Source organism: Pseudomonas sp. LBUM1670, assembly GCF_059695695.1.
Genome location: NZ_CP166783.1, coordinates 1,712,436 through 1,726,722, shown reverse-complemented (window position 1 = coordinate 1,726,722; position 14,287 = coordinate 1,712,436). Strand labels below are relative to the sequence as shown.

At 57.9% G+C, this 14,287-nt stretch carries 10 protein-coding genes; 1 reads left to right on the top strand and 9 read right to left on the bottom strand.

Annotated features, from left to right (window positions below):
* Positions 1 to 406: 406 nt before the first annotated feature.
* The 9 genes from sucD to sdhC all read right to left on the bottom strand — a co-directional run bounded on the left by sucD (position 407) and on the right by sdhC (position 11,787).
* Entirely contained in the window at positions 407 to 1,288 is an 882-nt protein-coding gene (gene sucD / locus ACA073_RS07910) for a succinate--CoA ligase subunit alpha (protein ID WP_056859731.1), read from the bottom strand.
* The gene (gene sucC / locus ACA073_RS07905) at positions 1,288 to 2,454 is read right to left on the bottom strand and encodes an ADP-forming succinate--CoA ligase subunit beta (protein ID WP_007898980.1); all 1,167 of its coding nucleotides are present in this window, start codon (positions 2,452 to 2,454) and stop codon (positions 1,288 to 1,290) included. The genes sucD and sucC overlap by 1 nt, the downstream gene beginning before the upstream one ends.
* Positions 2,455 to 2,652: 198 nt before the next feature.
* A complete protein-coding gene (gene lpdA, locus ACA073_RS07900) occupies positions 2,653 to 4,089 on the bottom strand; it encodes a dihydrolipoyl dehydrogenase (RefSeq protein WP_497402792.1) in 1,437 nt (478 codons plus the stop codon).
* A gap of 110 nt (positions 4,090 to 4,199) precedes the next feature.
* Positions 4,200 to 5,420 (bottom strand): 2-oxoglutarate dehydrogenase complex dihydrolipoyllysine-residue succinyltransferase, encoded by a 1,221-nt coding sequence (gene odhB / locus ACA073_RS07895; protein ID WP_157711728.1) that lies wholly within the window; start codon positions 5,418 to 5,420, stop codon positions 4,200 to 4,202.
* Positions 5,421 to 5,462: 42 nt separating this feature from the next.
* Positions 5,463 to 8,294, bottom strand: a complete 2,832-nt coding sequence (locus tag ACA073_RS07890) for a 2-oxoglutarate dehydrogenase E1 component (protein ID WP_497402791.1) — start codon at positions 8,292 to 8,294, stop codon at positions 5,463 to 5,465.
* Between the two features lie 261 nt (positions 8,295 to 8,555).
* Positions 8,556 to 9,260: a succinate dehydrogenase iron-sulfur subunit gene (locus ACA073_RS07885; protein WP_157711726.1), complete on the bottom strand. Its 705-nt coding sequence runs from the start codon at positions 9,258 to 9,260 to the stop codon at positions 8,556 to 8,558.
* An 11-nt stretch (positions 9,261 to 9,271) separates the two neighbouring features.
* A complete protein-coding gene (gene sdhA, locus ACA073_RS07880; RefSeq protein ID WP_392886571.1) occupies positions 9,272 to 11,047 on the bottom strand; it encodes a succinate dehydrogenase flavoprotein subunit in 1,776 nt (591 codons plus the stop codon).
* 3 nt (positions 11,048 to 11,050) lie between these two features.
* The gene (gene sdhD / locus ACA073_RS07875) at positions 11,051 to 11,419 is read right to left on the bottom strand and encodes a succinate dehydrogenase, hydrophobic membrane anchor protein (protein WP_007959040.1); all 369 of its coding nucleotides are present in this window, start codon (positions 11,417 to 11,419) and stop codon (positions 11,051 to 11,053) included.
* On the bottom strand, positions 11,413 to 11,787 hold the full coding sequence (gene sdhC / locus ACA073_RS07870) for a succinate dehydrogenase, cytochrome b556 subunit (protein ID WP_497402790.1): 375 nt from the start codon (positions 11,785 to 11,787) through the stop codon (positions 11,413 to 11,415). The genes sdhD and sdhC overlap by 7 nt, the downstream gene beginning before the upstream one ends.
* 362 nt (positions 11,788 to 12,149) lie before the next feature.
* Here sdhC and gltA point away from each other — a divergent pair, with 362 nt between their 5' ends.
* Positions 12,150 to 13,439, top strand: a complete 1,290-nt coding sequence (gene gltA, locus ACA073_RS07865) for a citrate synthase (RefSeq protein ID WP_392886569.1) — start codon at positions 12,150 to 12,152, stop codon at positions 13,437 to 13,439.
* The last annotated feature ends 848 nt before the right edge of the window (positions 13,440 to 14,287 follow it).

Below are 14,287 nucleotides of genomic sequence, written 5' to 3'. Positions count from 1 at the left end.
TCGGAATTTAGAGAGGGATTTCCCTTATGGGTGAGGGAAATGCTGTCGGTCCGCATAGGACCGACCCTTTAGCGCGAAGCTTCCTTGTGGGATGCGGACGCAAAAATGGCGGCTAGCCTAACGAATTTGCACGACAAACGCACTGTTAGGGGGCGAACTATCCGATCTGCGACATTTTTGTGTCGCGTTTTTGCATGTAAATGGTTGGCGCCTGTAAGTCCGTCTTCGCGAGCAAGCCCGCTCCCACACTGATCGCCGCCGCACACCAGAGCCATGTTGACCACAGATCCAATGTGGGAGCGGGCTTGCTCGCGAAGAGGCCAGCACCAACAACACAAATCCCAGAAACGACAAAGGCCACCCGACGGTGGCCTTTGTTTGGTGAAGCGTCAGCTAAGCGCGAGGCTTACTTGACAGCCCAACCGGTCAGCTCGGACAAAGCCTTGCCGATGTCTGCCAGCGAACGCACGGTTTTAACGCCTGCGTCTTCCAGGGCAGCAAACTTCTCGTCTGCAGTGCCTTTGCCGCCAGAGATGATTGCGCCAGCATGGCCCATGCGCTTGCCCGCAGGGGCAGTCACACCAGCGATGTAGGAAACAACCGGCTTGGTCACGTTTGCCTTGATGTAGGCAGCCGCTTCTTCTTCAGCCGAACCGCCGATCTCGCCGATCATCACGATCGCTTCGGTCTTCGGGTCTTCCTGGAACAGCTTCAGGATGTCGATGAAGTTCGAACCCGGGATCGGGTCACCGCCGATGCCGACGCAAGTCGACTGACCGAAACCGGCGTCAGTGGTCTGCTTAACAGCTTCGTAGGTCAGGGTGCCGGAACGGGAAACGATACCGACCTTGCCTGGCAAGTGAATGTGACCTGGCATGATGCCGATCTTGCATTCGCCTGGAGTGATCACGCCTGGGCAGTTAGGACCGATCAGGACTACGCCCAGCTCGTCGCACTTGACCTTGGCATCCAGCATGTCCAGGGTAGGAATGCCTTCAGTGATGCAAACGATCAGCTTGATGCCGCCGAATGCTGCTTCCAGGATGGAGTCCTTGCAGAAAGGAGCTGGAACGTAGATCACGCTGGCGGTGGCGCCAGTGGCAGCTACAGCGTCTTTCACGGTGTTGAACACTGGCAGACCCAGGTGCTCGGTGCCGCCTTTGCCAGGTGTTACGCCGCCAACCATCTTGGTGCCGTATTCGATGGCTTGCTGGGTGTGGAAACTACCTTGCGAACCGGTAATACCCTGGCAGATAACTTTGGTGTCTTTATTGATCAGGACGCTCATTATTTGCCCTCCGCAGCTTTAACGACTTGTTGAGCAGCGTCGGTCAGGCTGGTAGCAGCGATGATGTTCAAACCGCTTTCTGCCAGTACTTTAGCGCCCAGCTCAGCGTTGTTGCCTTCAAGGCGAACAACAACCGGGATTTTCACGCCGACTTCTTTCACAGCGCCGATGATGCCTTCGGCAATCATGTCGCAGCGAACGATGCCGCCGAAGATGTTGACCAGTACTGCAGCGACGTTAGTGTCGGACAGGATGATCTTGAACGCTTCGGTAACGCGTTCTTTGGTAGCACCGCCGCCCACGTCGAGGAAGTTGGCTGGTTTGCCGCCATGCAGGTTGACGATGTCCATGGTACCCATGGCCAGGCCAGCACCGTTGACCATGCAACCGATGTTGCCTTCCAGCGCTACGTAGTTCAGTTCGAACTTGGCAGCGTGCGCTTCGCGCGGATCGTCTTGCGACGGATCGTGGAAAGTCTTCAGCTTAGGCTGACGGTACATGGCGTTGGCGTCGATGTTGATCTTGGCGTCGAGGCAATGCAGATCGCCGTCAGCCTTGATCACCAGCGGGTTCACTTCCAGCAGAGCCAGGTCGTGATCCTTGAACAGTTTGGCCAGACCTACGAAGATCTTGGCGAACTGAGCCACCTGCTTGCCTTCCAGACCCAGCTGGAATGCCAGCTCGCGACCCTGGAATGGCTGAGCGCCAACCAGTGGATCGATAGTGGCCTTGAGGATTTTCTCAGGGGTGTCGTGAGCGATTTTCTCGATGTCCACGCCACCTTCGGTGGAAGCCATGAACACGATGCGACGGCTCGAACGGTCAACGACAGCGCCCAGGTACAGCTCTTTAGCGATATCAGTGCACGACTCAACCAGGATCTTGGTGACTGGCTGACCATTGGCATCAGTCTGGTAAGTCACCAGACGCTTGCCCAGCCACTGCTGTGCGAATGCCTTGGCGTCTTCTTTGCTGCGAACCAGCTTTACGCCGCCCGCTTTACCGCGACCACCAGCGTGGACCTGGGCTTTGACAACCCACTCGGTGCCGCCGATTTTGTCGCAAGCTTCTGCTGCTGCTTCCGGGGTGTCTACCGCATAACCGGTGGAAACTGGCAGGCCGTACTCAGCGAACAGCTGCTTACCCTGATACTCGTGAAGATTCATGCTTATTACCGTCTTCGTTAGGTACTGCGCATTCGGTGCTGCACTTGTTCAAGTGCCGCACCACCTGTGACTGCTGCTTGCGTAGCCTTTCCGGACAACCGGTGCAGCTACGCAAGACTGCGTCCAGCGGATATTCCGCGGTGAGTCTTGCATGCAAGGCTCACGACGGGCCAAACCGCCGTGGTTTCTTATTGTGTCTTAACGCTTCTTGCGGTTGGCGATGTGAATGGCGCCGCCATTCACTGCCAAAGCTGCTTCGTGCAAGGCTTCAGACAGGGTCGGATGGGAGAAAACCATCATGCCCAGGTCTTCAGCGCTGGTGCCGAATTCCATACCGATCGCGCCCTGCTGAACCAGTTCTGCAGCGCTCGGGCCAATCACGTGGACGCCCAATACGCGGTCAGTCTTGGCATCGGCAATGACTTTCACGAAACCGCCGGTATCGTTGGCTGCCATGGCACGGCCACTGGCTGCGAACGGGAAGGTGCCAACGTTAACTTCAACGCCTTCAGCCTTCAAGGTCTGCTCGGTTTTGCCGACCCACGCGATTTCCGGGTGAGTATAAATAACAGACGGGATCAGGTCATAGTTGATTTGCGCTTTGTGACCCTTGATGCGCTCGACCACCATGATGCCTTCTTCGGACGCCTTGTGCGCCAGCATCATGCCGCGAACCACGTCACCGATCGCGTAAACGCCCGGTACGCTGGTGGCGCACTGGTCGTCAACGAATACGAAACCGCGCTCGTCGATGTTCACACCGCTGTCGGCAGCCAACAGTTCGGTGGTCACTGGACGGCGACCAACGGCAACGATCAGTTTGTCGAAAGTGATGTTCTGTTCGCCGTTGGCATCGGTGTAGTTCACAACGACTTCGTCGCCGTTCACTTTGGAACCGGTGACGCGAGCGCCCAGCTTGATGTCCAGACCTTGTTTGGTCAGGGTTTTGTAGGCTTCTTTGGAAACGGCGTCGTCAGCGGCAGGCAGGAACTTCTCCAGCGCTTCCAGAACAACGACTTCAGCGCCCAGACGCGACCATACCGAACCCAGTTCCAGACCGATCACGCCAGCGCCGATCACGCCCAGACGTTTTGGAACCGATTGGAATTCCAGCGCGCCGGTCGAATCGACGATTACTTTCTGGTCAACCGGAGCCGGTGGAATGTCGATCGGACGCGAGCCCGAAGCCAGAATCACGTTCTCGGCTTCGATGATTTCAACGGTGCCGTCTGGCTTGGTCAGTTCGACTTTCTTGCCGGCCAGCAGTTTGCCGTGGCCTTGCAGGGAAGTGACGCCGTTCGCCTTGAACAGGGTAGCAACGCCAGAGGTCAGGCCTTTGACGATGTTGGCTTTGCGGCCAACCATTGCGGCCACGTCCATGGTCACGCCAGCGTGATTGATACCGTGGATCGCGAAGCCTTCTTTGGCTTCCTTGTATTTCCAGGAGCTGTCCAGCAGCGCCTTGGATGGAATGCAGCCGACGTTCAGGCAAGTACCGCCCAGGGCCAGTTTGCCTTCCTTGTCGGTGTATTTCTCGATGCAGGCAGTCGTCAGACCAAGCTGCGCTGCCTTAATGGCAGCCACGTAGCCGCCAGGGCCCGCGCCAATCACTACCACGTCGAATTTCTGAGTCATGTGTCATTCCTTCTCGAATCAAACCGGACAGTCCCTTTTGGGGACTGTCGTGGGACGAAGCTGGTCATTACAAGTGGGCCGCCCATCCCGCAGCGGCCCGTGCAACGAAATCAGATATCCAGCAGCAAACGAGCCGGGTCTTCCAGCAGGTTCTTGATGGTAACCAGGAAGGTCACAGCTTCTTTGCCATCGATCAGACGGTGATCGTAAGACAGTGCCAGGTACATCATCGGACGGATAACGACCTGACCGTTGATCGCCATAGGACGCTGCAGAATGTTGTGCATGCCCAGGATAGCCGCTTGCGGCGGGTTGACGATCGGAGTCGACATCATCGAACCGAAGGTACCACCGTTGGTGATGGTGAACGTGCCGCCGGTCATTTCGTCCATCGACAGTTTGCCGTCACGCGCCTTTTTGCCGAAGGTGGCGATGCCGCCTTCGATTTCAGCCAGGCTCATCAGTTCGGCGTTACGCAGAACCGGTACAACCAGGCCGCGGTCGCTGGAAACAGCCACACCGACGTCAGCGTAGCCGTGGTAAACGATGTCGCCGCCGTCGATCGATGCGTTGACAGCCGGGAAGCGTTTCAGCGCTTCGGTGGCCGCTTTCACGAAGAACGACATGAAGCCCAGGCGTACGCCGTTGTGGGACTTCTCGAACAGATCCTTGTACTTCGAACGCAGGGCCATGACTTCGGTCATGTCGACTTCGTTGAAAGTAGTCAGCATCGCCATGTTCGACTGGGCTTCTACCAGACGCTTGGCCACGGTAGCGCGAACGCGGGTCATCGGAACGCGCTTCTCGATGCGGTCGCCAGCGGCGAACACAGGAGCAGCGGCAGCCGGAGCAGCAGCCTTGGCAGGCGCGGCAGCCGGAGCGGCTTTCTTGGCAGCAACGGCTGCAACCACGTCTTCCTTGGTCACACGACCGCCTTTGCCGGTGCCGGCAACGGAAGCGATGTTGATGCCGTTTTCTTCAGCCAGCTTGCGAGCAGCCGGTGCAGCAACAGGATCGTCTTCGCCTTCGGCGGCTGGAGCAGCAGCTTGTGCAGCAGCCGGAGCAGCGGCAGCAGCTGGAGCGGCAGCAGCGCCGCCCGCTTCGATGGAGCCCAGGACTTCGTCGGACAGAACGGTGTCGCCTTCGTTCTTGACGATAGCGCCCAGCACGCCGTCAGCAGTCGCCAACACTTCCAGCACAACCTTGTCGGTTTCGATGTCGACGATCAGGTCGTCACGCTTTACAGCGTCGCCCGGTTGTTTGTGCCAGGTGGCAACGGTGCCATCGGCAACCGATTCCGGGAAAGTGGGGGCTTTGATTTCGATAGCCATTATCTGTGGGTCCTTAAATTCGGTTTCAGGTGCGCGAAGGCGTTAAACAGTGAAGGCGTCTTGCAGCAGTTTTTCCTGCTGCTCGGCGTGCATCGATGCATAACCACAAGCCGGTGCAGCAGAAGCTTCACGGCCGGCGTACTCGAGAAAGAGCGACCTGTCGTGATTGCCGATGATGCGGCGCATGTGGTGCTGACTGCAGTACCAGGCACCCTGGTTCATCGGCTCTTCCTGACACCAAACGATATGTTTGAGGTTGGTATAAGGAGCCAGGACTTCGTTCAAGTCGTCCTCAGGGAATGGGTACAGCTGCTCGATACGCACGACGGCGATGTCTTCACGACCTTCGGCACGGCGTTTTTCCAGCAAGTCGTAGTAGACCTTGCCGCTGCACAGGACAACGCGCTCGACCTTTTTCGGGTCTTGAGCATCGATTTCCGGGATAACGGTCTGGAACGAACCTTCCGCCAGATCTTCCAGAGTCGAGATGGCCAGCTTGTGACGCAGCAGCGACTTCGGAGTCAGGACTACCAGAGGTTTGCGCAGCGGGCGAATCACCTGACGGCGCAGCAAGTGGTAGATCTGAGCCGGCGTAGTCGGTACGGCCACCTGAATGTTGTGCTCGGCGCACAGCTGCAGGTAACGCTCCAGACGAGCCGACGAGTGCTCCGGACCCTGACCTTCATAACCGTGCGGCAGCAACATGGTCAGACCGCAGAGACGGCCCCACTTGTGCTCGCCACTGGTGATGAACTGGTCGATAACTACCTGGGCACCGTTGGCGAAGTCGCCGAACTGGGCTTCCCAGATAACCAGCGCGTTTGGCTGGGTGGTCGAATAACCGTATTCGAACGCCAGTACGGCTTCTTCGGACAGGAACGAATCGTACAGGTCGAAACGTGGCTGGCCCTTGTACAGGTTTTGCAGCGGGATGTAGGTGCCCGCGTCTTTCTGGTTGTGCAAGACAGCGTGACGGTGCGAGAACGTACCGCGACCGATGTCCTGACCCGTCATGCGAATCGGGTGACCTTCAAACGCCAGGGTCGCGTACGCCATGGTTTCGGCGTAACCCCAGTTGATCGGCAGGCCGCCGGCTTGCATCTTCTGACGGTCTTCGTAGATTTTCGAGACCTGGCGCTGAACCACGAAGCCTTCCGGAATTTCCAGCAGCTTGGCGGACAGTTCCTGCAAGGTTTTCAGATCGAAACGCGTGTCGTGACGCGCAGTCCAGGCGTGGCCCAGGTACGGACGCCAGTCCACGAACAACTCTTTGTTCGGCTCTTTGACCAGGCTTTTTACAACATGCAGACCGTTGTCCAGCGCGTTGCGGTATTCGTCGACTTTCGCCTGAACACGCTCTGCGTCGAGCACACCGCCCTGGGTCAGACGATCGGCGTACAGTTCACGGGTGGTGCGCTGTTTGATGATCTGCTGATACATGATCGGCTGGGTGCCGCTTGGCTCGTCGGCCTCGTTGTGGCCGCGACGACGGTAGCAGACCAGGTCGATCACCACGTCACGCTTGAACTGCATGCGGTAGTCGATGGCCAGCTGGGTCACGAACAATACGGCTTCCGGATCATCACCATTCACATGGAGGATCGGCGCCTGGATCATTTTCGCAACGTCGGTCGCGTATTCGGTGGAACGCGAGTCCAGCGGGTTGCTGATGGTGAAACCGACCTGGTTGTTGATCACGATGTGCACGGTACCGCCGGTCTTGAAACCGCGGGTCTGCGACATCTGGAAGGTTTCCATCACCACGCCTTGACCGGCGAATGCCGCGTCACCGTGGATGGAGATCGGCAGAACCTTCTCGCCGGTAGGGTCGTTACGACGATCCTGACGGGCGCGAACCGAACCCTCGACCACTGGAGATACGATTTCCAGGTGGGACGGGTTGAACGCCATGGCCAGGTGAACTTCACCGCCGGTGGTCATCACGTTGGACGAGAAGCCCTGGTGATATTTAACGTCACCGGAACCCAGCTCGACCTTGTTCTTGCCTTCGAACTCGTCGAACAGCTCGCGCGGGTTCTTGCCGAAGGTGTTGACCAGCACGTTCAGACGGCCACGGTGGGCCATGCCGATAACGATTTCCTTGGTGCCGTAGGAACCGGAACGCTGGATCAACTCGTCGAGCATCGGAATCAGGCTTTCGCCGCCTTCCAGACCGAAACGCTTGGTACCCGGGTATTTGGTACCCAGGTATTTTTCCAGGCCTTCGCCAGCAGTGACGCGCTCGAGCAGGTGGCTCTTGATGTCGGCGGAGTACGTCGGACGACCACGCACGCTTTCCAGACGCTGCTGGAACCACTGGCGCTGCTCGGAATCGGTGATATGCGTGAATTCAGCGCCGATGGTGCGGCAATATGTCTGCTGCAACGCTTCGTGAATTTCGCGTAGGCTCGCTTCCTCTTTGCCGATGAACAGGTCGCCGGCACGGAAGGTCGTATCAAGATCGGCATTGGTCAAGCCGTAATGATTGATCGACAGGTCTGCAGGTGCAGGACGCTGCCACAGCCCCAGCGGGTCAAGCTGGGCTGCCTGGTGGCCACGCATACGGTAGGCCTGGATCAATCGCAGCACTTCAACTTGCTTCTTCTCGTGCTCACTGCTCACGCTGCCGGCGGAAACCGGTTGTGCGCGGCGCTGGTTCTTTGCCAGCAAGACGAAATGATCGCGAATTGTCGAGTGCGAAACATCGGTAGCAGTGTTGCCGTCAGCAGGCAACTTCTGGAAGTAGGTGCGCCACTCTTCTGGCACAGCGTTAGGGTCGTGCAGGTAGAGCTCGTAGAGCTCTTCCACATAGGCAGCGTTACTACCGGACAGGTAGGCGCTGTTCCACATGCGCTGCATCACGCTTTCTTGCATGCTTGGTCACCCTCGGTTAGGGGAACACCACCGGCGTCGACACCGAGCAAACTTGCAGAAGTCCGAATGCAGCGACCAAAACAAGCCACTTAGGATCACGCTGATAGTCCGGGTACCAGCCCGGATGCCCCTGCTTGTCTCATTTCTTCAAAATAAGAGCGGCAGCTTTATAGCTGCTGCTCAGGTTAAAACTACGGCGCCGGTTGAAGCCTGCGCCGTAGCATCTACGGGTACTGCGGTCCTACGGGTACAGCAGCTGAATCACACGCCGCTTTGCAGCAGCATGTTACGTACGTGACCGATGGCCTTAGTCGGGTTCAGGCCTTTCGGACAGACGTTGACGCAGTTCATGATCCCGCGGCAGCGGAATACGCTGAACGGGTCATCCAGCGAAGCCAGACGCTCGGCAGTCTTGGTGTCGCGGCTGTCTGCCAGGAAGCGGTACGCTTGCAGCAGGGCAGCTGGACCCAGGAACTTGTCCGGGTTCCACCAGAAGGACGGGCAAGAGGTCGAGCAGCAAGCGCACAGGATGCACTCGTACAGACCGTCGAGCTTTTCACGCTCTTCCGGAGTCTGCAGACGCTCGATGGCCGGAGCCGGCGTGTCGTTCTGCAGGAATGGCTTCACCTTCTCGTATTGCTTGTAGAAGATGCTCATGTCGACGACCAGGTCACGGATAACCGGCAAACCTGGCAGCGGACGAACAATCAGCTTGTTACCTTTTACGACAGAAGACAGCGGCGTGACGCACGCCAGACCGTTTTTGCCGTTGATGTTCATGCCGTCGGAACCGCAAACGCCTTCACGGCAAGAGCGACGATAGGAGAAACCTTCGTCCTGCTCTTTGATCAGGGCCAACACGTCCAGCACCATCAGGTCTTTACCACCGGTATCGACCTGGAATTCCTGCATGAACGGCGCAGCGTCCTGATCAGGGTTGTAGCGATAAACACTGACTTGCAACATGGCGGCCACCCTTAATAAGTCCGAATCTTAGGTTCAAAAGTCGGAACAGTCTTCGGCGAGAAGTTCACAGCACGCTTGGTCACGCGCTTGTCACCCGGGAAGTACAGGGTGTGGCACAGCCAGTTTTCGTCGTCGCGATCTTCGAAGTCTTCACGGGCGTGAGCGCCGCGGGACTCTTTGCGGATCTCTGCAGCGATGGCAGTGGCTTCGGCCACTTCCAGCAGGTTTTGCAGTTCCAGGGCTTCGATACGAGCCGTGTTGAACGCCTGGCTCTTGTCGTTAATCTTGACGTTGGCGATACGGCCACGCAGATCAGCCAGCTGGGCGATACCCTTCTGCATGTATTCGCCGGTACGGAATACACCGAAGTAGTTCTGCATGCAGCTTTGCAGTTCTTTACGCAGAGTGGCGACGTCTTCGCCTTCGGTACGCGAGTTCAGGCCATCGAGACGTGCCAGGGCAGCGTCGATGTCGGACTGGCGAGGACGGGCGTAATCAACGCCTTCTTTCAGGGTCTGCTCCAGGAACAGGCCGGCGGCACGACCGAATACCACCAGGTCGAGCAGCGAGTTGCCGCCCAGACGGTTGGCACCGTGAACCGATACGCACGCCACTTCGCCTACAGCGAACAGGCCAGGAATGATCTGGTCTTTGCCGTCAGCGTCTTGAGTGATTGCCTGACCATGAATGTTGGTGGCAACGCCGCCCATCATATAGTGGCAGGTTGGAACGACCGGAATCGGCGCCACGGCTGGATCGACGTGAGCGAAGGTCTTGGACAGTTCCATGATGCCTGGCAGACGGCTGTGCAGAACTTCTTCACCGAGGTGATCGAGTTTCAGCATTACGTGGTCGCCATCCGGACCGCAACCGTTGCCGGCGATGATTTCTTTTACCATCGAACGAGCAACAACGTCACGACCCGCCAGGTCTTTGGCGTTCGGAGCATAACGCTCCATGAAACGCTCGCCGTGCTTGTTGATCAGGTAACCGCCTTCACCGCGGCAGCCTTCTGTAACCAGTACACCGGCGCCGGCGATGCCGGTCGGGTGGAACTGCCACATTTCGATGTCTTGTACCGGTACGCCAGCACGCAAAGCCATGCCGACGCCGTCACCGGTGTTGATCAGGGCATTGGTGGTGGACGAGTAGATACGGCCTGCGCCGCCAGTCGCCAGAACGGTGGCGTTAGCGCGGACGTAGGAAGTTTCGCCGGTTTCGATGCAGATGACGATCATGCCGACAAAGGCACCGTCTTCGTTCTTCACCAGGTCGACGCCGTAGTATTCGTTGAGGAATACGGTGCCGGCCTTGAGGTTGGCCTGGTACAGGGTGTGCAGCAGTGCGTGACCGGTACGGTCGGCAGCGGCGCACGTACGGGCAGCCTGGCCACCTTTACCGAAGTCTTTCGACTGACCGCCGAACGGACGCTGATAGATGCGGCCCTGTTCGGTACGGGAGAACGGCAAACCCATGTGCTCGAGTTCGAAGACCGCTTCCGGGCCTACGGAACACATGTATTCGATAGCGTCCTGGTCACCGATATAGTCGGAACCCTTGACGGTATCGTACATGTGCCAGCGCCAGTCATCGTTCGGATCAGCGGACGCGATGGCGCAGGTGATGCCACCCTGGGCGGATACGGTGTGCGAACGAGTCGGGAAAACCTTGGTGACCACGGCAGTCTTGTGACCACCCTGTGCCAGTTGCAGCGCAGCGCGCATGCCAGCACCGCCGCCGCCAATGATGATGGCGTCGAACGAAAGCGTATTAACTGTAGTAGACATGAATCAGATACCCCAGAGAATCTGCACACCCCAGACGAAGTAAGCGAACATTGCAACGCCGCATACCGCCTGGAAAAGGAAACGTACTGCAGTCGCGGACTTGCCCAGCGCCATCGGCGTCAGGTAGTCGGTCGCGATGGTCCACATGCCGACCCAGGCGTGAGCGCCAAGGGCAACGAGGGCCAGCAGACTGAAGATACGCATTCCGTTGTGGGCGAACAGGCCATGCCACTGGTCGTAGCCAATGCCCGGATTCGCAACGAGGTATCCGATCAGGAAGATGAAATAAGCCGCGAGAACGACCGCAGACACACGCTGTGCCATCCAGTCATAGAGGCCTGAACGCGACAGGTTCGTAACGCTGGTTACCATATCCAAACTCCCGCCAGAACGATCAACACCGCAGACACGGCGATAATGATTTTCGAGCCCAGCTTGCCGCCTTCCAGCGTCTCACCGATGCCCATGTCCATGATCAAATGGCGCACACCGGCTACCAGGTGATACAGAAGAGCGGACAGGAGGCCCCATGCTACGAACTTGGCCAGAGGGCTGGTCAAGGTTGCCTTCACGTCGGCAAAACCTTCCTCGGAACCCAGGGATTTGCTCAATGCATACAGCATGAAGCCAAGGCCCAGGAAGAGGATGATGCCGGAAACACGGTGAAGAAACGACGTAACGCCGGTGATGGGGAGTTTGATGGTCCTTAGGTCTAGGTTTACAGGTCGTTGGCTTTTCACGGCTTTTTTTCACACTGAAGAGCCCCTAACAATCAGGGCAAAGTTGTTGGGGAGTGCACTGGTCAGGTAAACACCACCCAGGGATGCGACCCCCAATAAAGCAGGCCCAAAAGCCCCTGGCGGTCGGTGGCCGAGTATAGACAGTTAGGCTACTAATGACAACGCGTTCGCCTTCCCCAAATAGCTGATTGCACAAGTTTGATAAAAGGCGTAAATGGCAGTCAATTTCGAGGAAAAAGTCCGGTTAAAGCCTTCTGGAGCAAGACTTTAGGCAAATTGACATTCGAATTTATCCCACTATAGTGGTGCGGGCCCTGCGTGGGGGGTCTGTCTGATGATTTCAAGCATAAATAGGAGGCCACATGGCTGACAAAAAAGCGCAGTTGATCATCGAGGGCGCTGCCCCCGTCGAGCTGCCCATTTTAACCGGCACCGTTGGTCCCGATGTTATCGATGTTCGGGGCCTGACGGCCACGGGCCGTTTCACCTTTGACCCTGGTTTCATGTCGACCGCTTCCTGCGAGTCGAAGATCACCTATATCGACGGCGACAACGGCATTCTGCTACACCGCGGCTACCCGATCGAACAGCTGGCTGAAAAGTCGGACTACCTGGAAACCTGCTATCTGCTGCTCAACGGCGAATTGCCGACCGCAGAACAGAAGGCCCAGTTCGTCAGCACCGTGAAGAACCACACCATGGTTCACGAGCAGCTCAAGACGTTTTTCAACGGCTTCCGTCGCGACGCCCACCCGATGGCCGTCATGTGCGGCGTAGTCGGCGCCCTTTCGGCCTTCTACCACGACTCCCTCGACATCAATAACCCGCAGCATCGCGAAATCTCCGCGATCCGTCTGGTTGCCAAGATGCCGACCCTGGCAGCGATGGTTTACAAGTACTCCATGGGCCAACCCATGATGTACCCGCGCAACGACCTGACGTACGCGGAAAACTTCCTGCACATGATGTTCAACACCCCGTGCGAGATCAAACCGATCAGCCCGGTACTCGCCAAGGCCATGGACCGGATCTTCATCCTCCATGCCGACCACGAGCAGAACGCATCGACGTCCACCGTGCGTCTGGCCGGCTCTTCGGGTGCCAACCCGTTCGCCTGTATCGCCGCCGGCATCGCTGCACTGTGGGGCCCTGCCCACGGTGGCGCGAACGAAGCCGTTCTGACCATGCTGGATGAAATTGGCGATGTCTCGAACATCGACAAGTTCATCGCCAAGGCCAAGGACAAGAACGATCCGTTCAAGCTGATGGGCTTCGGTCACCGGGTTTACAAGAACCGCGACCCTCGCGCTACCGTCATGAAGCAGACTTGCGACGAAGTGCTGAAGGAACTGGGCATCCAGAACGATCCGCAACTCGAACTGGCCATGCGCCTGGAAGAGATCGCTCTGACCGATCCGTACTTCATCGAGCGCTCGTTGTACCCGAACGTCGACTTCTACTCGGGGATTATCCTCAAGGCGATCGGCATTCCAACCAGCATGTTCACCGTGATCTTCGCTCTGGCGCGGACTGTCGGCTGGATCTCCCACTGGAAAGAAATGCTCTCCAGCCCGTACAAGATTGGCCGTCCGCGCCAGCTGTACACTGGCTACGAGTCGCGTGATATCACCAAGCTGGAAGACCGCAAATAAGACCTGTCTTGCGATAACGTCTTGAGTTGTAACGGGAACGGCCTCTAAATAAATAGAGGCCGTTTTTGTTTGTGGTGTCTCAGCGGCCTTAGGGCCGACTGGCTCTTTGGTTGCGTGCAAATCCGTTTCTTCGGTAACGGCGGCTGGCGGTTTCGCCCTTACGGCGAGTCACTTGGAAGAGCGCCAAGTAACCAAGCGCTTTTGCCCCTTTCGTTCGGTGCCTCCCCTAAGCTCGGCATGCCCTCGCTCCGGTCCTGCTCCGTGGGCCCGCCGCCATCCATGCCGGGTTGCCCACTGCGCAGAACCTCCACTCGGCCTCTCGAGGGGGCGTACACCGCAAGATCAAAAGCTGCAGGCGAGCTAACGTTCGACCTGATGATTGGTGAAAAGCGACAGCCGTACGCCGATCCACTGTGGGAGCGGGCTTGCTCGCGAAGGGGCCGTGTCAGTCGACATCAATGGCGGATACCAAACCGCATTCGCGAGCAAGCCCGCTCCCACATTTGAATTTTTGTCCGGCGCAAGATGGGTATCTGCTCTGCTTTTGCTTTGCTTTGCTTTGCTTTGCTTTGGCTTTTGATCTTGATCTGCCCCGTCGGAAGGCCGAGCGCAGGTTCTGCGTAGTGGGCAACCCGGCATGGATGCCGGGTTAGCCGCGCACGGCCAGGGATGGCCGATCGCGGCGGGCCCACGGAGCAGGGCCGGAGCGAGGGAACCCTGAGCCTAGGCGAAGGGCCGGACGTCAGGGGCAAAGCCTTTTGGTTCCTTTTCGGCGTTTGGAAAAGGGACTCGCCGTAAGGGCGAAACCGCCAGCAGCCGTTACCGCAGGAATGGATATGTACACAATC

Excerpts from the sequence above, each read along its gene's own strand:
- sucD (WP_056859731.1), bottom strand. The coding sequence starts at position 1,288 with ATGAGCGTCCTGATCAATAAAGACACCAAAGTTATCTGCCAGGGTATT.
- sucC (WP_007898980.1), bottom strand. The coding sequence starts at position 2,454 with ATGAATCTTCACGAGTATCAGGGTAAGCAGCTGTTCGCTGAGTACGGC.
- lpdA (WP_497402792.1), bottom strand. The coding sequence starts at position 4,089 with ATGACTCAGAAATTCGACGTGGTAGTGATTGGCGCGGGCCCTGGCGGC.
- odhB (WP_157711728.1), bottom strand. The coding sequence starts at position 5,420 with ATGGCTATCGAAATCAAAGCCCCCACTTTCCCGGAATCGGTTGCCGAT.
- ACA073_RS07890 (WP_497402791.1), bottom strand. The coding sequence starts at position 8,294 with ATGCAAGAAAGCGTGATGCAGCGCATGTGGAACAGCGCCTACCTGTCC.
- ACA073_RS07885 (WP_157711726.1), bottom strand. The coding sequence starts at position 9,260 with ATGTTGCAAGTCAGTGTTTATCGCTACAACCCTGATCAGGACGCTGCG.
- sdhA (WP_392886571.1), bottom strand. The coding sequence starts at position 11,047 with ATGTCTACTACAGTTAATACGCTTTCGTTCGACGCCATCATCATTGGC.
- sdhD (WP_007959040.1), bottom strand. The coding sequence starts at position 11,419 with ATGGTAACCAGCGTTACGAACCTGTCGCGTTCAGGCCTCTATGACTGG.
- gltA (WP_392886569.1), top strand. The coding sequence starts at position 12,150 with ATGGCTGACAAAAAAGCGCAGTTGATCATCGAGGGCGCTGCCCCCGTC.